23 protein-coding genes, 1 tRNA gene and 1 pseudogene are annotated in these 22962 nt (G+C 45.2%); 4 read left to right on the forward strand and 21 right to left on the reverse strand.

Annotated features, from left to right (window positions below):
• Positions 1-30: 30 nt before the first annotated feature.
• Complete coding sequence (locus BLV66_RS04415) at positions 31-1125, reverse strand: RNA polymerase factor sigma-54 (RefSeq protein ID WP_143033099.1); 1095 nt, start codon at positions 1123-1125, stop codon at positions 31-33.
• 224 nt (positions 1126-1349) lie between these two features.
• Here BLV66_RS04415 and BLV66_RS04420 point away from each other — a divergent pair.
• Together BLV66_RS04420 and clpP are read left to right on the forward strand one after the other, a co-directional pair.
• A tRNA-Arg gene (locus BLV66_RS04420) sits at positions 1350-1421 on the forward strand.
• A gap of 269 nt (positions 1422-1690) precedes the next feature.
• The gene (gene clpP, locus BLV66_RS04425) at positions 1691-2311 is read left to right on the forward strand and encodes an ATP-dependent Clp endopeptidase proteolytic subunit ClpP (RefSeq protein ID WP_256327826.1); all 621 of its coding nucleotides are present in this window, start codon (positions 1691-1693) and stop codon (positions 2309-2311) included.
• Positions 2312-2690: 379 nt separating this feature from the next.
• On the opposite strand, the gene BLV66_RS04430 is transcribed toward clpP, so the two are convergent.
• The 18 genes and pseudogenes from BLV66_RS04430 to BLV66_RS04515 all read right to left on the reverse strand — a co-directional run bounded on the left by BLV66_RS04430 (position 2691) and on the right by BLV66_RS04515 (position 18802).
• Positions 2691-2879 carry a DNA-directed RNA polymerase subunit beta gene (locus BLV66_RS04430; RefSeq protein ID WP_233436832.1) on the reverse strand — a complete coding sequence of 63 codons (189 nt, stop codon included), beginning with the start codon at positions 2877-2879 and terminating at the stop codon, positions 2691-2693.
• 81 nt (positions 2880-2960) lie between these two features.
• Positions 2961-3932 (reverse strand): annotated as a pseudogene (locus tag BLV66_RS04435) (rod shape-determining protein); the annotation flags it as partial.
• 64 nt (positions 3933-3996) lie between these two features.
• Entirely contained in the window at positions 3997-5310 is a 1314-nt protein-coding gene (gene murA / locus BLV66_RS04440; RefSeq protein ID WP_086987624.1) for a UDP-N-acetylglucosamine 1-carboxyvinyltransferase, read from the reverse strand.
• Between the two features lie 120 nt (positions 5311-5430).
• The gene (locus BLV66_RS04445; RefSeq protein ID WP_233436831.1) at positions 5431-5667 is read right to left on the reverse strand and encodes a DUF1146 family protein; all 237 of its coding nucleotides are present in this window, start codon (positions 5665-5667) and stop codon (positions 5431-5433) included.
• Positions 5668-5944: 277 nt separating this feature from the next.
• The gene (locus tag BLV66_RS04450) at positions 5945-6370 is read right to left on the reverse strand and encodes a F0F1 ATP synthase subunit epsilon (protein ID WP_086987623.1); all 426 of its coding nucleotides are present in this window, start codon (positions 6368-6370) and stop codon (positions 5945-5947) included.
• Position 6371: 1 nt separating this feature from the next.
• Positions 6372-7805, reverse strand: coding sequence for a F0F1 ATP synthase subunit beta (gene atpD / locus BLV66_RS04455; protein WP_086987701.1), 1434 nt, complete (start codon positions 7803-7805; stop codon positions 6372-6374).
• An 18-nt stretch (positions 7806-7823) separates the two neighbouring features.
• Positions 7824-8744 carry a F0F1 ATP synthase subunit gamma gene (locus BLV66_RS04460; RefSeq protein ID WP_086987622.1) on the reverse strand — a complete coding sequence of 307 codons (921 nt, stop codon included), beginning with the start codon at positions 8742-8744 and terminating at the stop codon, positions 7824-7826.
• Between the two features lie 37 nt (positions 8745-8781).
• Positions 8782-10293: a F0F1 ATP synthase subunit alpha gene (gene atpA, locus BLV66_RS04465; protein WP_086987621.1), complete on the reverse strand. Its 1512-nt coding sequence runs from the start codon at positions 10291-10293 to the stop codon at positions 8782-8784.
• A gap of 22 nt (positions 10294-10315) precedes the next feature.
• Positions 10316-10843 carry a F0F1 ATP synthase subunit delta gene (locus tag BLV66_RS04470; protein ID WP_086987620.1) on the reverse strand — a complete coding sequence of 176 codons (528 nt, stop codon included), beginning with the start codon at positions 10841-10843 and terminating at the stop codon, positions 10316-10318.
• Complete coding sequence (gene atpF, locus BLV66_RS04475) at positions 10836-11339, reverse strand: F0F1 ATP synthase subunit B (protein ID WP_176974138.1); 504 nt, start codon at positions 11337-11339, stop codon at positions 10836-10838. The genes BLV66_RS04470 and atpF overlap by 8 nt, the downstream gene beginning before the upstream one ends.
• A 39-nt stretch (positions 11340-11378) precedes the next feature.
• On the reverse strand, positions 11379-11591 hold the full coding sequence (gene atpE, locus BLV66_RS04480; RefSeq protein WP_086627433.1) for a F0F1 ATP synthase subunit C: 213 nt from the start codon (positions 11589-11591) through the stop codon (positions 11379-11381).
• Positions 11592-11652: 61 nt separating this feature from the next.
• Positions 11653-12369 carry a F0F1 ATP synthase subunit A gene (gene atpB, locus BLV66_RS04485; RefSeq protein WP_086987618.1) on the reverse strand — a complete coding sequence of 239 codons (717 nt, stop codon included), beginning with the start codon at positions 12367-12369 and terminating at the stop codon, positions 11653-11655.
• Between the two features lie 602 nt (positions 12370-12971).
• Complete coding sequence (gene upp, locus BLV66_RS04490) at positions 12972-13607, reverse strand: uracil phosphoribosyltransferase (protein WP_086627427.1); 636 nt, start codon at positions 13605-13607, stop codon at positions 12972-12974.
• A 133-nt stretch (positions 13608-13740) separates the two neighbouring features.
• Entirely contained in the window at positions 13741-14979 is a 1239-nt protein-coding gene (gene glyA / locus BLV66_RS04495; RefSeq protein WP_086987617.1) for a serine hydroxymethyltransferase, read from the reverse strand.
• 149 nt (positions 14980-15128) lie between these two features.
• The gene (locus BLV66_RS04500; protein WP_086987616.1) at positions 15129-16157 is read right to left on the reverse strand and encodes an L-threonylcarbamoyladenylate synthase; all 1029 of its coding nucleotides are present in this window, start codon (positions 16155-16157) and stop codon (positions 15129-15131) included.
• Between the two features lie 115 nt (positions 16158-16272).
• Positions 16273-17121 (reverse strand): peptide chain release factor N(5)-glutamine methyltransferase, encoded by an 849-nt coding sequence (prmC, locus tag BLV66_RS04505; protein WP_086987615.1) that lies wholly within the window; start codon positions 17119-17121, stop codon positions 16273-16275.
• A complete protein-coding gene (gene prfA / locus BLV66_RS04510; protein WP_086987614.1) occupies positions 17108-18187 on the reverse strand; it encodes a peptide chain release factor 1 in 1080 nt (359 codons plus the stop codon). The genes prmC and prfA overlap by 14 nt, the downstream gene beginning before the upstream one ends.
• A gap of 33 nt (positions 18188-18220) precedes the next feature.
• Entirely contained in the window at positions 18221-18802 is a 582-nt protein-coding gene (locus BLV66_RS04515) for a thymidine kinase (RefSeq protein WP_086987613.1), read from the reverse strand.
• 374 nt (positions 18803-19176) lie between these two features.
• On the opposite strand from BLV66_RS04515, the gene BLV66_RS04520 reads away from it, so the two are divergent.
• Both BLV66_RS04520 and BLV66_RS04525 read left to right on the forward strand, forming a co-directional pair.
• Positions 19177-20529, forward strand: a complete 1353-nt coding sequence (locus tag BLV66_RS04520; RefSeq protein WP_093114549.1) for a Mur ligase family protein — start codon at positions 19177-19179, stop codon at positions 20527-20529.
• On the forward strand, positions 20530-21192 hold the full coding sequence (locus BLV66_RS04525) for a type 1 glutamine amidotransferase (protein WP_093114550.1): 663 nt from the start codon (positions 20530-20532) through the stop codon (positions 21190-21192).
• 179 nt (positions 21193-21371) lie between these two features.
• Here BLV66_RS04525 and BLV66_RS04530 read toward each other — a convergent pair whose 3' ends face one another.
• Positions 21372-22508 (reverse strand): DUF1648 domain-containing protein, encoded by a 1137-nt coding sequence (locus tag BLV66_RS04530; protein ID WP_086987612.1) that lies wholly within the window; start codon positions 22506-22508, stop codon positions 21372-21374.
• Entirely contained in the window at positions 22495-22896 is a 402-nt protein-coding gene (locus tag BLV66_RS04535) for a GntR family transcriptional regulator (RefSeq protein WP_086987611.1), read from the reverse strand. The genes BLV66_RS04530 and BLV66_RS04535 overlap by 14 nt, the downstream gene beginning before the upstream one ends.
• Positions 22897-22962: the final 66 nt, after the last annotated feature.

The following is a 22962-nucleotide window of genomic DNA, read 5'->3' on the forward strand; positions in this document are numbered from 1 at the left end:
CTTTTTTATTTATTATCGTCGATTCACGACCTATTCACCGCATACCTGGTGCAACAAAAATGTCCCGCGGTCCGTTTCGATTGTCTTCTCCAATATTTGTTCGCGCATGACACTGACAGGGACCGCCAAATCTTCAGCCAAACTGGTCACATCTAACGGCTCCAATTCCCGACCCTCCAGGAAAAAGCCTTTCTGCAAATTACAGATCAATTCTCCAGCCGCAAGCAACAACTCTCTTCTGAATGCAACTGCTGACCGAAGCTGCTCCCATTCCGTTTTCTTCTCTGCCAGAAATTGTTGCACATCCTCATCTTCGTGCTGCATCATCTCTTCATAATAATCTTTTTGGAAAACAACAACCGGAGAAGCCAACTCATTGTATTTTACAGTCAGATGTCCATCCACGAGTTGCAGATAAAGATCCGGTCTGAGCAATGAGAGACTGTCCTCGCCGAATGCTGATCCCGGGGTAGGATCCAAAGTTTGGGCATACTCGAATACCGCCTTCACGTCGGACAGCTCTACCCCCATCTCATCCGCTATAGCTTGCCAGTTTTTATCACTGAAAGCCATAAAGTAATTCTCAAATATATAATAGGCGATTTCCGGTGCATATTCATCACGCTCCGTCTGCAGCATCAGACATTCTTGCAGATTTCGGGCTCCGACACCCGGAGGATCCAATTGATGCAGCAGCGTCAATGCGTCCAGCATCATAATTGGTTCGACACCCTTCTGTTCAGCGGCCTCATTCAGATCGATGGTGATGTATCCTTCTGGATTGATGAATGCCACGAGAAATAATACCAACTCGCGCAAGGGCGTGTCCCGCATATTTGCATAAATTTGTTCCAATAAGAACGTATCCAACGCAGGCACTTCTTCAAAGACTTGATCCATAGCGGAAACTGTATCCATCGGATCGTCTTTATCCGGCTTATACACTACCGATTTTTCTTTTACCGCGCGTTCATCGAATTCTTTATTGATTTTCACTTCGATTAAAGGGTTGCCTAACGCTTTTTGCTGAAGGTAAGCGAACAATTCTTCATTATCGTATCCAACGAGTCTTAGCGATTCCTCCAAGCCTTCCTTATTCATATGCATACTTGATATAACCGACACATTAACCCCTCCTCACCTGTTCACAATCATTTTATCACACACTACCTTTTATTGAAATCGTTTTCAATGAATGGGAGCTAATTTCCATTGCGATAGGACGGCTGATTCTGGAGATTAACGGGCGTTCTGTTGATCCGGTTCTGCCTTAGAACTATCGTGCGGTTTGATATAAATTTCCTACTTGCTATCTTTCACGCTATAGGTTATAATTTTTGATGTTGCTTGTCTCCTTGGTGTAATGGATATCACGTAAGATTCCGGTTCTTGAGATGGGGGTTCGATTCCCTCAGGAGACGTATTATTTTATTTATACATCTACGTTTTCAGGTTTAGAATGAAAAAAAATCTCCTTTCCCAAGCGGAAGCGGAGATTTTTTTATTTGCTTCTCGCTTCACCCTGAATTCAATCTGTAGTTTCAAAATCTATTTTTGGACATTTGCTGACTGAAACGATATGATTGACTAAGGTATATTTCATCAGAAAACGCGAGGTTAAAGGCCAAACATTACAATTGACCTTTTCTGACCAATGAGTTAAAATAAACCATGTAAAGAAAAACTGTTCATTCAAACGAACGAGGAGGAAACATATATGAATTTAATCCCTACAGTAATTGAACAATCATCCCGTGGCGAACGTGCGTATGACATTTATTCCCGCCTTCTGAAGGATCGCATCATCATGTTGAGTGGCCCGATCGATGATAACACGGCAAACTCCGTCATCGCGCAATTACTATTTCTGGATGCACAAGATTCAGAAAAAGATATCTATATCTACATCAACTCTCCAGGCGGCAGCGTCTCAGCTGGGTTGGCCATCTTTGATACGATGAACTTCATCAAAGCCGATGTTCAAACTATCGCAATGGGTATGGCAGCTTCCATGGGCAGCTTCTTATTGACTGCCGGCGAGAAAGGCAAACGTTTTGCATTACCGAATGCTGAAATCATGATCCATCAACCACTTGGCGGCGCACAAGGTCAAGCAACCGAAATTGAAATTGCAGCCCGTCATATCCTGCAAACCCGCGAACGCCTGAATAAAATTTTGGCGGAACGCACAGGACAACCGATGGAAGTCATCGAACGCGATACTGACCGCGACAACTACATGACCGCACAACAAGCGAGAGAATACGGTTTGATCGACGAAGTTATGGTCAACTCAAAATCATTGAAATAAAAATCATACGACAAAAGCGAAGACGAACAGCAGAATGATGCTGATTATCTTCGCTTTTTTGTTTTGTAGCGATTTTATGATGCTTAGGCATCAAGTGTGTGGTCGTTTCAGCTTTTTCCCTGAACACACTAAGACAAGGCGGTCGCTTGCCTTAGGAGACCGGTGAATGCCGGTGCTAACTCCTGCCAGGATAGACTCGCAGGAGTTAGCTCGTCAAATTGCGTCTGTGTTCCGGCGAAGCCTTCGTCCACCGGAACACAGCAAAATAACAAACCATAACATAATCCGAAACCCCAACCGCTCACACCTATCCAGGCAAAATAAATCCACAAAAAAAGGCAGACCGGAACGCAAGCGTTCCGGCTGCCTTTCTTGTTTCTTAACGGATATAATTGAAGATATGTTCCCAGGTCTGTTTACTGAAAACAAGCATCGGATTGCCATCACCAAGGACGCCATACCCGACCATCAGACCGGCTCCGAACAGAATGAAGGCCATCAACATGAAAATCAAAACCCACATCACCGTTGACAGTACAGGTTTGAAATCAAATTTCACAGCAATCACCTATCTTCCTTTTTTGATTTTGGTTTTTTGGATTAATCGTGCCAACAATCCGAAAATCCCACTGGATGGACGATTCTTTTGGTCGATGTTATTCAATAGGATACCCGTCCCCAAAGCTACAGCATCCAAAGGTTTTTCCGCTGCGAAAACAGGAACCTTCAACTCGCTCGAGAAAAGTTTCTCGATTCCACTGATCAAGGCACCCCCGCCCGTCAATACGATTCCGGTATTAATGATGTCCGCAGCCAATTCAGGAGGCGTCATTTCCAACACTTCCTTCGCTTGCTCCACAACGAGCACCAAGGTTTCGTGCATTGCTTCGTAGACTTCTTTGGAAGTGATGTAGATGGTGCGTGGAAGTCCCGTCACCATGTCACGGCCGCGGATCTCCATTTTTTCTTCCTTTTCAGGCTCCAAAGCAGTCCCAATTGTAATTTTGATCTTTTCAGCTGTCCGCTCACCGATCAATAATTTGTGTTCTCTTTTTACAAAGTTCATGATATCGGCGTCCAGTTTATCGCCCGCTGTTTTGATTGAGCTACTCGTTACGATGCCGCCCAATGACAAGACTGCGATATCACTCGTTCCGCCACCCATATCGATGACCATATTTCCGTTCGGCTGAAAAATGTCAAGGCCAGCACCGACAGCCGCAACTTTCGGTTCTTCCTCCAGATACACATTCTTGCCGCCGCTCTTTTCTGCGGCTTGGATAATTGCTTTTTGTTCGATTGTTGTGATGTTCGTCGGACAACAGATCAAAATATTCGGCTTGGTCAAAAAGCCCTTTACATTCAAGCGATCAATAAAGTGGGTCAACATTGCTTCTGTGATGTCAAAGTCTGCGATAACGCCGCCTTTCAACGGACGGATCACTCTGATGTTTGCCGGCGTACGCCCGACCATCATATAGGCTTCTTCCCCAACTGCTAAAACTTTTCCGGTTTTTGTGTCTACTGCTACGACGGAAGGCTCATTCAAAACGATACCTTTCCCTTTAACGTGAATCAGTACGTTCGCTGTACCTAAATCGATTCCTATATCTCTGGCCACGTTGTTCCCCTCTCAAACATTCATCATTTAGCGATAGCTATCTTGCGGACGACAGTTGTCCGACTTATTTTGAAAAAAGTGCTTCCACATCTGAATCGCTGAAGGCCTTCTGTTCATCTTCCGTTACACGTTCGACGTCAGCGCCTAATAACTGTAGCTTTTTATCGAATTCATAATAACCACGATCCAAATGCGATAGGTTTGTGACGCGCGTATAGCCTTTGGATACAAGACCAGCGATGATCAGAGCAGCTGCTGCACGTAAATCTGATGCAGCTACTTCTGCCCCTTGCAAGTCTGTATTGCCATGAATAAGGACCGTCTGCCCTTCAACTTTAAAATCAGCATTCATACGGCGCATCTCTTCCAAGTGCATGAAGCGATTTTCGAATACCGTTTCGGTCATCGTGCTGGTACCTTGGGAAACCAATTGCGCAATCGTCATTTGTGCTTGCATATCTGTAGGGAATCCTGGATGTGGCATCGTTTTGACGTCAGTCGCCTTCAAAGTACGCGGACCGATTACGCGCAGTCCATTTTCTTCTTCCTGAAAGGCAACGTGCATTTCCTTCAGTTTTGAAATCAGTGGTTTGTTGTGTTCGGCAATCGCATCTTCAATGAGCACATTTCCGTTCGTGACTGCAGCCGCAATCATGAATGTTCCTGCCTCAATACGGTCCGGGATGATCGAATGTTCTGTTGCTTTCATGGATGAAACACCTTCGATACGAATTGTTTCTGTTCCGGCTCCGACAACTTTAGCGCCCATGCGGTTCAAGAAATTCGCCAAATCAACGATTTCAGGCTCGCGTGCGACGTTTTCGATAATAGTGGTTCCTTCGGCCAAAGTAGCGCCCATCATGATGTTTTGAGTAGCACCGACACTTGGGAAGTCCAAGTAAATGCGTGCGCCGACTAATCTGTCGACTTTTGCTTCAACAAAACCATTTTCGATTTTGATGTCAGCACCCATCGCTTCAAACCCTTTCAGATGAAGGTCGATAGGTCGTGTCCCGATGGCACAGCCACCCGGCAAGGCGATGCGTGCATGCCCCAGACGTGCCAAAAGCGGACCCATTACGACGATCGATGCACGCATTTTGCTGACATAAGCAAATGGTGCTTCAAAATTAATGTCGTTTGATGCATCCGCTAAGATGGTGTTGTTGTTTTCTTGAAATTCAACGCCGACATTCAGATGTTTCAGAACGTTATTCATTGTGAAAACATCAGACAGTATCGGAACGTTCGTCAATACAGATTGCCCTTCGCTTGCCAATAGTGTAGCAGCTAAAATCGGCAAAACTGCGTTTTTTGCGCCTTCAACTTTAACTGTTCCTTCAAGACGGTTACCGCCGCGAACAATTATTTTTTCCATAAAAAAATCCCTCCGAAAGTCAATTGTGATCTCATTTGTATGTTTGTATGCAACTATTTGATAAAACTGGAACCCCGAACTGCCCTTACAGCAACAATCTGTTGCGCAACCGCGAGCAGCTCATGAGAACAATAAGTAGCTGATGTTCCGCGAAGTCGTCACCAACTCAAGCAGAAATGTACTTACTGTGTAGCCTAAAGCAATCGACAGAAAGAAATAGAGCACCCGTGCTTCGCGTATGTGCCCCTTCCTTATCCATTTCTCCAATCTGATGGCTTTCATCGACCAGAAAGAAATGAAAATGAATATCATATGGGATAGCAATACTATTATACCGTTAAACATCGTTATGTCCAAGCGACGCACTCCTCCCATATTCTCAAACTATACTAACATAAATATTGTGAAAAAAAAACAAGGAAGCTCGTTTTTATCCAGCCATCTGCTAAGAATTTACTAAGAAAATCGTTTACATTTGTTTTCCTGTTAAGGTATAATAATATGTTACAACACATCGAAATGAAATTGTGGGCTATTTACGTAAATGATTTGTGCATATTATCTACTCCACTAAATTAATTGCCAGAGAATAATTGGCTCAAAAAAAAAGAGGCCATCTCTGGCCTCTTTTTTCTCAGTTGGATCTGTTCTTTGAAACGCCGATACGGTTGATGGCTTTCGATAGCGAAATCTTCGCGCGTTGGAATTCTTTTTCATTTTTGATGTCACGCGCCTCTGCCATTCGTCTTTCGGCGCGTTCTTTCGCGACTTCAGCACGGTCGATGTCGATATCTTTTTCACGTTCCGCACTGTTCGCAATGATGTTGACGATATTGTCACGCACTTCCATGATACCGCCGTTGACGGCAATATGGTTCTGCGCCAACTCATCGGTCACACGCGTTACGATCAGATCAGCAATCGCCAAAGGCACAATGATTGGGGTATGGTTTGGCATGATGGTAATGCCGCCGTCCGTTGTCTTGGCGGTCACCGCTTTAGCGCGATGTTGAAAGGCGATGCCATCCGGCGTCACCACATTGACTTGCAAGTATGCCATCTCATTCCCCTCCTTTATAGCCTAATTCTTTCGCTTTATTCAGAACTTCTTCAATTGTACCGACGTTACGGAAAGCTTCTTCCGGTACTCCGTCGTATTTACCTTCCACGATTCCTTTGAAGCCGCGAACGGTTTCAGCTACAGGAACATATGATCCGGGAACACCGGTAAAGGCTTCGGCCACATGGAAGTTTTGGGACAGGAAGAATTGGATTCTTCTTGCGCGGTTAACAGTAATTTTTTCTGAATCGGAAAGTTCGTCCATACCAAGGATAGCAATGATATCCTGCAGTTCACGATAACGTTGCAGAATGCGTTGCACTTTCGTTGCAACGTCGTAATGCTCATCCCCGACGATTTCCGGAGATAACGCACTGGAAGAGGAAGCCAACGGATCTACAGCGGGATAAATCCCTTGTTCCGTCAGTTTACGCTCCAAGTTGGTCGTTGCATCCAGATGGGCAAAGGTTGTTGCCGGTGCTGGATCGGTATAGTCATCCGCTGGTACATAGATTGCTTGAATGGAAGTGATCGAACCATCTTTTGTGGAACTGATCCGTTCCTGCAGTTGGCCCATTTCTGTCGCTAATGTCGGCTGATACCCTACCGCTGAAGGCATACGGCCTAATAGCGCGGATACTTCGGAACCAGCTTGGGTAAACCGGTAAATATTATCGATGAACAACAGAACATCCTGTTTTTCTTCATCGCGGAAATGTTCCGCCATTGTCAAACCGGACAAAGCGACTCGCATACGCGCACCAGGTGGCTCATTCATTTGACCGAAAACCATGGCTGTTTTTTCACCGACGCCTGATTCCTGCATTTCGTGGTAAAGGTCGTTTCCTTCACGCGTACGCTCACCGACACCCGTGAATACCGAGATGCCGCCATGCTGTTCGGCTACGTTATGGATCAATTCTTGGATAAGTACCGTCTTACCAACACCAGCTCCACCGAAGAGCCCGATTTTTCCGCCTTTTAGATAAGGCGCCAGTAAGTCAATGACTTTGATTCCTGTTTCCAGGATTTCAAAGTTACTGCTCAACTGATCAAAAGTCGGTGCTTTTCTGTGAATTGATTCACGACGGAAATCATCAGGAATATCGCCCTTCAAATCAATCGCATCACCCAACACGTTGAAAACACGGCCTAGCGTGCCTAAACCAACCGGAACTTTGATGGGTGCGCCAGTATCGACGACAGTCAAGCCTCTTTGCAGGCCATCCGTCGATTCCATTGCGATTGCGCGGACCACGCCATTCCCGAGTTCAATCGAAACCTCCAATACGATGGTTTCTCCTTCTTCATTACTCCCAGCTTTGGGTGCCTTGTGTACAATCAGCGCATTGCGGATGTCCGGGACACCTTCTTCCAATGGGAAGCCAACGTCGACTACCGGCCCGATTACTTGTACAATATGACCTTTTTTCATGCCTTTTCCTCCCATTTTCTAATCTTCCAGAGCAGAAGCTCCACCGACGATTTCGGTGATTTCTTGCGTGATTGCAGTCTGTCTCACACGGTTATATTGAATCGTCATATCATTGATCATATTGTTCGCATTATCGGTGGCACTCTTCATGGCCGTCATGCGGGAAGCATGCTCGGATGATTTAGCATCGATAATGGCACCGTAAATCAAACTTTCTGCGTATTGCGGAAGTAAAATTTCCAAAATTTCTTCTTTGTTTGGTTCAAAAAGATAATCGACTTCGTAACCGACTGCTTCCTGGGAATCCAAATCCGTCAGCGGCAGCATTTTTTCAGCCCGATACTCGGAGATCAGAGCGTTGACATGATGTTTGTAGCAAACGTACAACGCATCAAAAGCACCATCACGATAGAGTTGGATCGCCTTCACTACGATATCGCTGACCTCAGTAAAGCTGGGTTGGTCGTTCAGATCCCTGATTTCGAACGCGACTTCGATGCCGCTCTTCCGCAGATCATCAGCGACCGCGCCGCCGACCGACAGGACAACAAACTCATCGTTTGAAGCGTGGTCGATTGCAAGCATATCTTTTGTCGCTTTCAGAATCGAACTGTTGTATCCTCCTGCCAAGCCTTTATCTGAGGAAATGATCAGATAGCCAGTTTTGCGGACCGGACGTTCGATCAACATATCATGAAAATCGACCATAACTTGGTCGTTCGCTGATACATGACCATGTTCTTCAAGCAAAGATAATTGTGTGCTGGCTATATGTGTTACGATTTCGCGTATTTTTGCTGCATAAAGCTGATATCCCCGCACCTTTTGTTCGGCGCGGATCAGTTTGGAGGCAGATACCATTTGCATGGCGCTTGTTATTTGACTTGTCTTCTTTGTGGAAGCAATGCGTTTCCGGATGTCTATTAAAGACTCTGCCATATTATCACCTCAATATTATCTGTTCATGCTGACCAATCTACTCGACATGCGGAATAAAGATGCCTGCGAATGCACTCAGGGCTTCATCTAAGTCTTCTGCAGGTGGCAAGTCTTTTGTCTCCGAAATGATGGAGAACAGATTTGGATAGGACATTTTGACGAATTTGAAGAGTTCAGACTCATATCGTTCGATGTCCTGGACCGGAATGGAATCAATATATCCATGCGTTAATGCATAAAGAATGAGAACTTGTTTTTCGACATCCAAAGTCTTGTGCAAGTCCTGCTTCAGTATTTCCACGGTTCTGCGGCCGCGACTAAGGCGTTTCTGTGTGGAAACATCCAAGTCCGAACCGAACTGAGTGAATGCTTCCAGTTCACGATAGCTGGCCAAATCGATACGCAGCGTACCGGATACTTTTTTCATTGCTTTGATTTGAGCAGATCCGCCGACACGGGAAACGGACAGACCGGCAGATAGAGCTGGACGGATTCCCGAGAAGAAGAGATCGCTTTCCAGAAAAATCTGACCATCCGTGATGGAGATGACGTTCGTCGGAATATATGCGGAGATATCCCCAGCTTGCGTTTCAACGATTGGTAGGGAGGTTATGGAACCGCCGCCCAATTCATCATTCAATTTTGCTGAGCGTTCCAACAGACGGGAGTGCAAGTAGAAGACATCCCCAGGGTACGCTTCACGACCTGGCGGACGACGCAACAGCAAGGACATTTCACGGTAAGCAGCCGCCTGTTTAGAAAGATCATCATAAACGATAAGGACATGTTTGCCTTTGTGCATGAACTCTTCTGCCATCGCTGTAGCAGCGTAAGGCGCGATATAGAGCATCGGCGCGGATTGCGAAGCACTAGCAGTCACGACAATCGTATAATCCATTGCATGATATTTCTTCAACGTTTCCGTCATATTACGAACTGTCGATTCTTTTTGTCCGATTGCGACGTAGATGCAGATAACATCTTTTCCGCGCTGGTTGATGATAGTATCGATCGCAATGCTTGTTTTCCCGGTTTTGCGGTCACCAATGATCAACTCCCGTTGGCCTCGACCAATCGGCACCAAAGCATCCAATGCTTTTAGGCCAGTCTGAAGAGGTTCTCTGACGGATTGATGATCCATAACGCCCGGCGCTGTATTTTCAACCGGTCTTGTGCCCGTCGTTTCTATGCTGCCTAAACCGTCCACTGGGCTGCCTAAAGCATCCACAACACGCCCGATCAAAGCATCTCCGACCGGAACTTCCATGATTTTGCCTGTACGTTTGACGATATCGCCCTCATGGATATTTTCATAAGCTCCAAAAATGATGATACCGACATCGTTCATCTCCAGGTTTTGGGCCATGCCGATGGAACCGTTGGAGAACTCCAACAATTCACCGGACATAACGTTCTCCAACCCTTTTGCGCGTGCGATTCCGTCACCTATGTAAGTAAGTTTTCCAATTTCTTCAAACTCTGATACAGATTGAAAAGTGTTGATCCTATTTTTGATCAATGAACTCAAATCTTCGTTTTCAGTAGCCACATTATTCACCTCTTCAACCCTATTAATCTTTCAGGATATGTCTCTTCATTTCTTTCAACTTCGTAACGATGGTATTGTCGAAATAGTGGTTTTCCGACTCCAACCGGACGCCGCCCATAACCGTGGGATCGACCACTTCAGTCACAAAGAAGGTCGCTTCGCCAATTCTTTTTTCCATTTTGTCCATGATGCGTTTTTTTTGTTCCGCCGTTAAAGGAACCGCAGAAATTAATTTCATATTCACGAACTCTTTTTTATTCTCATACAGCGCATTGAACGCATTGATGGAAGCCAAGATACCTTCGTTATCAAGATTATCTTGGAGTCCCTCGAGAAACTGAAGCGTCTCGGGAGCGAGATACTTCACAGCCAAATCAAGATTTGGCTTCTCGCCCGCAACTGCATCTGCATGATTGAAGGCATCCTTTAACTGCGATAGATCGAGATAGAGTCTATCCGCAGTCTTCGAATCTGTCAGGCGGTTATAGTAGGCTTGCACATAGGCTTCTACAGTAGCGATTGCTTTACCGTCCCTATCCATATCAATCATCCAGCCCTTCAATGAAAGCCTCGATCAAAGTTTGTTGTTCTGCTTGATTGATCTCTTTGCCAAGGATTTTCTCAGCGATTTCCAATGATATGACTCCGATTTCGGCGCGTAATCCTTCAAGAGCTTGTTTTCTTTCGAGTTCAAGCTCTTTTTGGGTCACTAGTTTGATTCGTAATGCATCTTCTTTTGCTTCTTTGATGATGCTCTTTTGTATCTCATTGCCTTCTGCTTGAGCTCTGTTTAAAATATCGCTCGCTGTTGTTCTGACTTCTATCAACTGCGCATCGACTTCCGCGTGTTTCTTCTCAGCATTCTCGCGCGCTGTTGCTGCTTTATCAATATTTGCGTGTATCATTTCTTCCCGATCCGTTAAGATCTTCATCAAAGGCTTCCATGCGAATTTTTTGATAAGAGCCATCAATATCAGAAATGACAACAGCGTGACAATCGTATCACCTAATGCGGTAATCTCTCCCAATACGAGATTGGCTGTCATTCTCATCCCTCCTGTAGTTATCGGTCTTGCTGGTCCCTATTATTGGAAAATCAGTAAGAAAGCTATAACTACCGCCATGATGGGAACAGCTTCAATTAAGCCGACACCGATAAACATCAAAGTTTGTAATTTGCTTTGTAATTCCGGTTGTCTTGCGATCGCTTCGATTGTAGTAGAAATAACCTTTCCGTTTCCTAATGATGCTCCGATCGCCGCACCGGCAACCGCAATAGCAGCTCCTATAAAGTTCATAATAATAATCTCCTTTTTCTCATATAATAATGCATACTTATTAAGCTCATGGATCAGCAGTTTATTCCGCTTCGATCTTATGGGCGAGGTAAACCATAGTCAACGTAGTGAAGACGAAAGCTTGGATGGATCCGATGAAGATGGAGAATCCTTGCCAAACCATTTGGAGTGGAATTCCAACCACCCAAGTCAACAAGCCGTAAGAATTCGCTAATGAAGCAATCAAGCCCAACAAAATTTCACCGGCATAAATATTTCCGTAAAGACGTAACGCCAATGTCAATGTGTTCGTGAATTCCTCCAATATTTTGATTGGCATGAGAGGTGCGACTGGGCGAACATAGCTGTTCATGAAATATTCCTTAAAACCATTTTCTTTAATACCAAAGTAATGAGTCAGCAAAATCACCATCAAGGCCAAGCCTAATGTGACGATTGGACTGGCTGTAGGACTCTTCCAGTAGGAATAGCCATCAATGTTCAAAATGAACACTAGCCCTAACATATTCGCTACCCATACAAATAGGAACAAAGTGAATCCCAACAAGTGGAATTGTTGCCCCACTTTCCAGTGAAGCGAGCTGGAAATCATGTTTCGGATAAAATCAACCAAATATTCAATTGCATTTTGACTTTTGGTTGTTGGTCTTATCGACAGTTTCCGGGTAGCAATAAAACAAAATAAAAAAACGATGATGCAGGTCGCCAATACGCTAATGATGATATTCAAACTGAAACCCAATCCCATAAAATGGATGACTTTAGATTCAGCTTCCAATAATTTCACCTCTTTTCAATACAAATAAAAAAACAGCTATGCCAAACCTAGTCCACGCTACACTATTTTTAAAAGACATTCGTAAAAGTAGACAACTAATTCAGCTGGACCTCCCATACTCTAGTCACAATAAGTGGCTATTTCATAAGTTTCTTTGCACATCTGTTCAACATCGCTAATCATAACACCAACTTTATCGAAATTCAAAGCAAATATACGGATTATAAGGATATTTCCGACCTTTTCATGAAAATGATGAAAAGATACCGCCTTCATAATCAAAGATACTCAATACATAAATATACTTATAGGATTATGAAAATCCGAAGGTTGACTAAAAAGTGTTTCGAACTGGGGAAATAAAAGCAAATTTATTGTCTTTCATGCTACCCTCCAAACTGTTCGGCACTGTAACCTTAAGCGATTGAAGTATAACTAACTTAACTTGCACAAAAAAAACTGAGCCAGAAATACCCATAGGATTTCTGGCTCAGCCCATCATTTTCACTTTTCAAGATTATGTAAATTGGAAGACCGTTCTCATGATAATATTGACTGTTTGACAATTATGGACACAATTGCCTCAATGCCGTTTTGAACGCTTATTTTGTGCCGAACAGTCGGTCACCAGCGTCACCTAACCCAGGCAGGATGTAGCTGTTTTCGTCCAATCTTTCATCCAAAGAAGCTGCATAGATATCCACATCAGGATAAGCAGCGTGCAAAGCTTCTACTCCTTCAGGTGCTGCCACAAGGCAAATGAATTTCATGGATGATGGTGAAGCGCCTCTCTTTTCCAATGCTTCGATAGCTGCGATAGCTGATCCGCCTGTTGCCAACATTGGGTCAACGATGAACAATTGACGTTCTTGGATGTCTGTCGGTAATTTAACGAAATACTCGACAGGTTCCAATGTTTCGTGATCACGGTACATGCCGATATGGCCAACTTTTGCAGCTGGCAACATCGCTAAGAAACCATCGACCATCCCTAACCCTGCACGCAAGATCGGAATGATGGCAACCTTTTTACCGGACAATGTTTTTTGAGTCGTTTTCACCAATGGCGTTTCGATCTCGATGTCTTCCAAAGGCATGTCCCTTGTTACTTCATAAGCCATCAACATGGCGATTTCGCTTACTACTTCACGAAATACTTTTGTTCCACACTCTTTCTCGCGGATGATTGTTAATTTGTGTTGAATCAACGGGTGATTCATTACATGGAATTCTCCCATATACTTTTGCCCCACTTTCCTATTTTTGCTCAACCTATTGTAATTGAAAATCGCTACAAATACCAGAAATAAAACAATGAGAAAACAGCAAAAGAGCTGACTCGTTGTGTGAGACAGCTCTTTTGCAATCTATTTAAGCTTCAGTAGCAGCTAATTTTTTGTGCAATGGGAAAGCTTTTGTGATGGCATGGATTGCCGCGCGGACTTCATCCAATTTCGCTTCATCTGTGTGGTTTTGGATAGTTTCCACGATCAATTCAGCAACCTTGCGTGCTTCCGCTTCCTTCAAGCCTCTAGTTGTGATGGCAGGTGTGCCGATACGGATGCCGCTGGCTTTATTTGCGCCAAGCGTTTCAAAAGGAATCGTATTTTTATTGACAGTGATTTCAACGGTATCCAACAGTTTTTCTACTTGTTTTCCGTTCAAACCGCTGCTTGTAACATCCAACAGCAATAAGTGATTGTCTGTTCCGCCACTGATGACGCGCAAGTCGGATGCATTGAAAACATCAGCCATTGCTTGAGCATTTTTGATTACTTGTCCGATATATTCAGTGTACTCCGGTGTTGCAACTTCAAAGAATGATACAGCTTTAGCAGCGATGACGTGCTCTAAAGGACCGCCTTGGATTCCTGGGAACACAGCGCTGTTCAACTTTTTGCCGAATTCTTCTTTGGCTAAAATGACGCCGCCGCGCGGGCCGCGAAGTGTTTTATGTGTAGTCGTAGTTACGATGTGGGCGTATTCAACCGGATTTTGGTGATATCCAGTTGCGCATAGTCCTGCGATATGAGCCATGTCCACCATCAAATAAGCACCGACTTCATCAGCGATTTCTCTAAAACGTTTGAAATCGATTGCGCGTGGGTAAGCGCTGGCGCCGGCAACAATCAATTTTGGTTGTTCTTTCAAAGCAATCTCTCTGACTTTATCATAGTTGATCGTTTCGGAATCTTTTTCTACACCGTAAGCCACGAACTCATAAGTCTGGCCGCTGAAATTCACGGATGCGCCATGGGTCAAATGTCCCCCATGACTCAAGTCCATTCCCAAAATTTTATCGCCGGGTTGAACCAAAACACGATAAGCAGCCATATTCGCTTGTGAACCGGAATGTGGTTGTACATTGGCATATTCCGCACCGAAGATTGCTTTGATGCGATCGATCGCCAAGTTTTCGATGATATCGATAAATTCACAACCACCATAGTAACGACGACCAGGGTAGCCTTCAGCATATTTATTGGTCAAGATGCTGCCTTGCGCTCTCATAACATCTTCAGATACAAAGTTTTCGGAAGCAATCAGCTCGATTCCGTTCTCTTGTCTTTCGCGTTCTTTTTCAATTGCTGCAAATAATTCTTTATCCATGTTTGCACCCTTCCATCACATTATTCCAAAATTTTAAATATATAAAAAATGTAAGTTGAGTATAGCATAAATTTTCAGAAATAAAACATATAAGCTCCTGAATTTGAATGATTTGTGTAAAAAGTAAGCTAAAGACGGATATTAGGCGATTATTCCGCGTTTTTTTTCGGGTATTTTGAAGAAGCCGCTTTTTCCAAACGATTCATGAATGCCTTCCCGAGGCCGGCAAGGTCATAAGCTTCCGCCAAAATTACATCGACCGGCTGTTCGTCGAGATAACGCAATCCAGCATATAGACGCTGCGATGCAGCTGCCACATCATTCTTCAATCCCAATGAATAGATAGCCACCGCTGCATCCTTATGAATATCCAGTTGTTCTTCCGATGCCAGAATGCCGATTCGCTTGCCTTCGCCGCGATACGCTTCAATGATGGCTACCCAATCAGCGGGCGTTCCATCAATCAGGATGACCGGTTGCGCGGGAGCATAATGTTGGTACTTCATCCCTGGTGCTTTCGGAGCATCTGCTTCATTTGTTGATTGCGCACTGCCTGCCAGTTTGCCGATGATCGGTTCCAGCTGCACTTCCGTGATGGCCCCCGGGCGCAAAATGACAGGGCCAGTAGCATTAGTTAAATCAAGTACAGTTGATTCCAAACCGATCTGCGTCTCCCCTCCATCAAGGATGCCCGCAATTTTTCCCGAAAGATCGTGCATCACGTGTTGGGCTGTCGTTGGGCTCGGTTTGCCTGATGTATTCGCACTAGGCCCTACCAAAGGAAAGCCGGTTTTTTTGATCAATTCCAGCGTTTGTTCTTGAGCGGGCATGCGCAACGCGACAGTTTTGTGGCCTGCAGTGACGGTAGGTGCAAAAACCCCTTCTTTCATAGGGAAAATCAAAGTCAACGGACCCGGCCAAAAGGCCTCCATCAAGGCTTCTGCTTGGGGCGGCACAAAGGCTACATATTGCGCAATCTCCCGATCCGCAACATGAACAATCAACGGATTATCGCTAGGTCTTCCTTTTACTTTATATACATTTTTTACGGCTTCATCATTTGATGCGATAGCGCCCAAGCCATAGACAGTCTCTGTTGGGAAGGCGATCAATTGTCCGGTTCTCAGCAATTCGGCTGCCTCATCTATTGTTGCTGTTTCGTATATTTTTGTTTCCATAATAAATGCTCCTTTCTTTATGGTTTAGCACTCAGCGCCGTCGGTCAGGTAAAAAAATAGCCGGGGCAATTGCCCGCAGCCAGTTTTTGCCCATGGATAACAGGCAACTCTTTTCTTATTTGACTATGAGCATGCGATCGAGGCCGGACAGATCTTTTTCGATCATGACCGTTTTATCCGGGAAAGCTTTTTTGTAGAGTTCCAATAATTTTTCGCCTTGGCTGAACCCGATTTCCATGAACAGACATCCGTCCGTTTTCAAGTGGAACGGCAGCGTGAAGGCCATCTTTTGGTATAGGTCCAACCCGTCGTGGTCGGCGAACAAAGCCGAATGCGGTTCGTACTCCAAAACGGAGCGGTCCATCAAACCGATCTCATCTTCGCTGATGTAAGGCGGATTGCTGAGAATGCAGTCGAACGTCTCCAACTGTACGGGTTCCAGCAGATCCCCTTGCAGGAAACGGATGTCGGCATCCAGTTGCTCCGCGTTCTCTTTCGCAACGGCCAAAGCTTCTTCAGAAATGTCGGTAGCTGTCACATCATCCTGCGGACGTTCCTTTTTCATCGCAATGGCAATGGCGCCGGACCCTGTCCCGATATCGAGGACCTTTTGCGGCCCTTTCCCTTCCAAGCATTTTAGCGCCCGTTGCACGAGCTCTTCGGTTTCCGGCCGCGGAATCAAGGTAGCTTCCGTGACTTTCAAGGGATAGCCATAGAACCATTCGACGCCTACGATGTACTGGATCGGTTTGCCCGCGACATACTCATTTATGTCGCTGAAATACTGCTTGTATTCCTGCTCCATTATTGGCTCGGAAAAACGCATCAACAGATCCGTTTTCGTCCAACCCAGGCGATCCAAAAGCAGCCTTTCAGCAGCCAACGGACTTTTCTCGTTTTGTTCCAAAAAAAGCGCGCCGTTCTGTAATGCTTGCTGGTAAGTGAGCTCCTTAGATTGACCCATTGTTTAAGGACTCCAATTTTTGCGTTTGATCTGCCATGATCAACGCATCGATGACTTCATCCAATTTTCCGCTCAAAATCGTATCCAACTTTTGCAGGGTCAAGCCGATACGGTGATCCGTAACACGGTTTTGCGGGAAGTTGTAGGTGCGGATCCGTTCGGAACGATCGCCTGTACCGATTGCGGATTTACGCGTCGCATCGTATTCTGATTGTGCATCTGAAGAGATTTTGTCGTATACACGCGTGCGCAAAATTTTCATCGCTTTCTCGCGGTTTTTGATCTGGGAACGCTCATCCTGCATCGCAACGGCGATTCCGGTCGGTAAGTGGGTCAACCGGACCGCTGATGCCGTCTTGTTGACGTGCTGTCCGCCGGCACCGCTGGCATGATAGATGTCTGTACGGATGTCTTTGTCTTCGATGTTCAACTCGACCTCTTCCGCTTCAGGCAAGACGACAACGGTGGCTGTGGAGGTATGCACACGCCCTTGTGATTCTGTTTCCGGGACACGTTGGACACGGTGGGCGCCGCTCTCATATTTCAGTTTGGAGTAGGCACCGTTTCCGCTGATCATAAGGATGATCTCTTTGTAGCCACCGATGCCGGTAATGTTCGCATCCATGACCTCAACACGCCAACCTTGGTTTTCAGCGAATTTACTGTACATCCCAAACAGCTTTCCGGCGAATAAAGCAGCTTCATCTCCGCCGGCAGCCCCGCGGATCTCCATGATGATGTTTTTGTCATCGTTCGGATCGGTAGGGAGCAATAAAACTCTGATGCGCTCTTCAAGCTCGGTCTTCTCCTTCTTTAAGTCGCTCAATTCCTCTTTAGCCATAACAGCCATGTCATCATCCAAATTTTCTGACAACATTTCTTCTGTGTCGGCGATTTCTCCTTCGACCTCTTTATAACGATTGAAGGTCGCGACTTTCTCGCGCAGCCCTGCTTCTTCTTTGGTCAATCCCAAGAACCGTTTTGTGTCAGCCTGGACTTCCGGATCACTTAATAATTCGGAAAGCTCTTCATAACGGATAATGAATGCATCTAATTGATCATACATAACTATTTCAAACTCCTCTTTTTTTGTTTCTGATTATCTGTTCTTGGCTAATGGCGGGTGGTGGTAATGGTTACGGCAGACGGGAAGGTAGGATTCGTTTCCGCCAATCTGGATTTGTTCACCGGCATATACTGGTTTTCCGTCCACGACACGCATATTCATGATCGCTTTTTTATGACAGTACCAGCAGATGGTTTTAATTTCTTCTATCTTATCCGCATACAGCAACAGATATTTTGAGCCTTCGAACAATTCGTTCTGGAAATCATTCTTCAATCCGAATGCCATCACGGGGATAGACAATTCGTCCACAATGCGTGCTAGTTGGATGACATGCGCTTTGGATAGGAATTGCGATTCATCTATCAAAATGCAGGCCGGCTTTTTCGTATTTTTGCTGACTTCCAAAAATACATCCGTGTCATTCGCAATCGGAGTGGCTTCGCGCTTCAATCCGATCCGACTCGAAACATAGCCTACGCCATCACGGTCATCGATCGCGCTCGTAAAGATCATCACTGATTTGTTCTGCTCTTCATAATTGTAGGCAACCTTCAGGATCTCGATTGATTTCCCGCTGTTCATCGCCCCATATTTAAAAAATAACTGTGCCATTATGTCCACCTTTCCAACAGCGTCTTGCCTATTTTTCATAAATCGGTCGGAATTTCCTGCAAAAAGAAAGGATGCCCTTGTGTCATCCTGCTTCCGACCCGCTATTATCTCACCTTCATCATTCCGCTCCAGCAAGGTTGGTGAATGATAAAAAAACTGAATAACATCCCGTATAATGATAGTAGGAAATGGCTGTAAAGTCAATAAAATTCACGCTCACCAGCTGTCATCCGGCAATCGGAACAACCTTTCCTGACACGATAAGGCATCTTAAAATATTAAATCCGGGCAAATTCTGCTATACTAACGCTATCGAAAAAAGCCTTGTTATATGCTATGATGGCAAGAGATACATAAGTAAGGAGCGAATTTATTTGACTATCCGCGGTTCACTAGCAATCAATATCGGCAAAATCGCCCAGTGGGGTCTTCAAACATTTACCAAAGGCGGAACCAGTCTCCCCGGCAAACTGGCCGTGAAATTGGATCCCGACGTATTGCAACATCTTTCTGAAAATTTTGATGTCGTCATCATCACCGGCACAAACGGCAAGACGCTGACGACATCGTTGACTTATCATGTCCTGCAACAAAAATTCCCGCATATTTTGACGAATCCGACCGGCGCAAACATGGAGCAAGGCATCATCTCTTCATTCCTGGAAGGCTATTCACGTAAAGTAAAAAAGGAAAGAGCCTTTGCTGTTCTTGAGGTCGATGAAGCCAGCCTCGTTAAAGTGACGAAGTTCATTAAGCCAAAAGTCATCGTGAACACGAATGTTTTCCGCGATCAGATGGATCGATTCGGCGAAATCTATACAATCTACCAAAAAATGGTCGATGGCGCTGCACTCGCACCGGATGCGGTTATCCTGGCGAATGGGGACAGCCCAATTTTCAACTCCAAAGAGTTGGTCAACAAACAAATCTATTTCGGTTTCAATCACGAGCCGGATGGCGACACCTTGGCACATTACAATACGGACGGCGTGCTGTGTCCGAAATGCCAGCACATTTTGCGCTATAAATTCAATACATACAGCAACCTTGGGAAATACTATTGTGCCCATTGTGATTTCAAACGTCCAGAATTGGCTTATGCGGTCACCAAAGTGGACAAATTAACTCACAAGAGTTCTTCCTTTGAAATCGATGGTCATCCGTTCCACACGAATGTTGCCGGTCTCTACAACGTCTATAATGCCTTGGCTGCCTATTCCGTCGGCAAGCATTTCGGCTTGACCCCTGAAGAGATCCAAGCCGGCTTTTCAGCTGCCCAGCAAAAATTTGGTCGTCAAGAAACGATCACCGTCGACGACAAGGAAATCATCCTGAACCTCATCAAAAATCCGGTCGGTCTGAATCAGGTCATCGACCTTCTGAATTATGAAGAGGAGCCATTCAGCGTCGTCTCGATCCTGAATGATCGCCCGGCAGACGGAACCGATGTCAGCTGGATCTGGGACGGAAACTACGAGAAGTTTTTAGATTTTGATATCCCGAAAGTAACCGTCAGTGGCATCCGCCAAAAAGAGCTGACCTTACGTATGAAGGTTGCCGGCATTCCGGAAGAAAAGCTGGAAGTATTACCGGAAATCACTGATGTCATCAAAGCTTTCAAAAAGGCTCCTACAAAAAAAATCTATGTGATGGCAACTTACACCGCTGTGCTGCAACTCCGTAAAGAGCTAGCGAACCAAGGCTATATAGCGGAAAGGATGAAATAAATGCAACTACGTATTTGCCACTTGTATGGCAACCTACTGAACACATACGGCGACAACGGGAATCTGTTGATGCTCCAGTACTGTGCCCGTGAAAAAGGTATCGATTTCGAAACGGAGATCATCAGTTTGGACCAGCCTTTCGATCCCTCCAAATATGACCTCGTCTTTTTTGGAGGCGGCCAGGATTACGAACAGTTCATCGTTTCCAAAGACATTCAGGACAAAGCAGCAGGAATCAAGGAATATATCGAAAACGATGGCGTAGTATTGGCCATCTGTGGTGGTTACCAATTATTGGGCCACTACTACATGGATGCATCCGGCAACAAAATCCCCGGTATAAGCGCCTTGGATCATTATACTTTGAGCCAGGACAACAACCGGTTCATCGGCGATATCACGATCCGCAGCGAGGAATTCAATGAGACCTACGAGGGATTCGAAAACCATAACGGACGGACTTTCCTTGGCGAAAACATGCGCCCGCTCGGGAAAGTCGAAAAAGGCATGGGTAATAACGGTGAAGATAAGACCGAAGGCGCTCGCTACAAAAATGTCTTCTGTTCTTATTTCCATGGGCCTCTGTTAGTCCGCAACATCCACCTGGCAAACCGCATCGTCGATATGGCCATTGCCCAACACAAAAAAAAGATCGCGAAATAAAACAAAGAAGAAGAAGAGGAGCTGCCCTGCGATGGGACAACTCCTCTTTTTTGGTTGTAGCGCCCTCGTGGTCCGATTCTTCCGGATTTTGGGACAATTCCCTGCATTCCTCTAGGTGTGACATCAAAAAGGCTGCACCATAAATGATGCAACCCTCTGCTCTTTGCTGATACAGATCACTATTCCATCATGAATGAAAGCACAATCGTCAGCACTACAAATGCCAAAAGTCCGGCAACGAACGCCCATGCTTGCCATCTCGCCATATTCAGCGTGCTTCCGATACCGAACCGTTTTTCGACAAATATCGATGGATCTTCTGGATTGTAATACCATACGCCCCACTTCCAGTAACGCTCTTCATCCACTTCAGTCACTTCATCCGGCAATTCACCCGCTTCATTCAGGAACAGTTTTTCGCCGCCTTGGCCGTATTTCCAGGTCAAATAAATGCTGTACCCAACTATGATGACCACGAACGGTATCGTCATACCGATTATCCACTGGGCACCCTTGTCCGCGAAGAACAAGGAAAAGAAATGGATGCCGCTCAACAAGAGCTGTGTCAGTACGGTCACGACAAGGAAGTAATAGGACCAAGCCTGGCGGAACAATTTGCTCTGCTTGCTGGAGAGGTCTGACAAATAGGGCGAAATCTTCTGTTTCGATTTGATGAAGGAATAGTGACTGAAAAACATCATTGGAATCATCAACAATTGAATCGCCGGGAGCATGAATACATTCACATAGGTTTTATCGACGATCCGATCCGGCTCATTCGAACTGTTCCAGTGGACAGGGAAGCGCTCGGGGATCAAGTCATAAAAGTAAAGCGTCACCGCTACGGTCACCAACAGGATGAACAATTGTGCTGAAACGAAGACCGAATGGGAAACCACCTTCAAATCTTTTTGATAGGCCGTATCAATGACGATTTTGGCTTTTTTCGGCTCAACCCGGATGCCGTTCACTTCTTTCCAACTGCGGAGTTGTTTCCGTTTCTGTAGGTAAAGCAGGAAGGAAAGGAAGATGAAAATGAACATCGCAACCGTCACATAAATGCTGGTGAACATTTCCACTTTCTCCTCATCATCCCAGAGAAGAAAGAAAAAAATTGGCGCAGCGAGCAGTATACTCCCGCATATATTTTGATAAAGGTAGGCTTTTTTAAGCTTCAAAACATAGGGATCCTTCTGATGCGATGTCGGAACCGTCACTCCAAACGGGGTCCCTAACCGGCTATAATATGGCGTAATGCCGTTGACCACCCCAATAATCAAAAACATGATCACCATGAACCAACTAAATATCAGCATCTGCTTTCCCTTCCCCTTCCAACTCTTTCTCGAGTTCGTTCAGCCATCCGTTGAACGTTGCTTCATTGACCTCAAAAATCTGTTTGTCGATTAGGATTTCTTTGAGCTTATCCTGCATCGCCGCTTTCGTACGTTCATTGGATGCCATCGTCGCGCGTTCGCTGACGAAATAGCCTTTCTGGTTTTTTTCCAGCACGCCTTCATCGGCCAATAGATTATACGCTTTATTCACGGTATGCATATTGATGCCCAATTCGCTGGCCAGGCTTCTGACGCTTGGTAATCCATCCCCATATGACCATTCCCGTTTGAGGATACCAATTTTTATCTGATACATCAGTTGCGTGTAGATTGGCGTATCACTGTTCGGAAGAATTTCGATGAACATATTTAGCCCTCCTGTTCGTTATATAACAAGTATAACACTAGCGGCGGAATATGCAAGCAGAAAGCG

The organism is Trichococcus collinsii, assembly GCF_900107505.1.
Taxonomy (GTDB): Bacteria; Bacillota; Bacilli; order Lactobacillales; family Aerococcaceae; genus Trichococcus; species Trichococcus collinsii.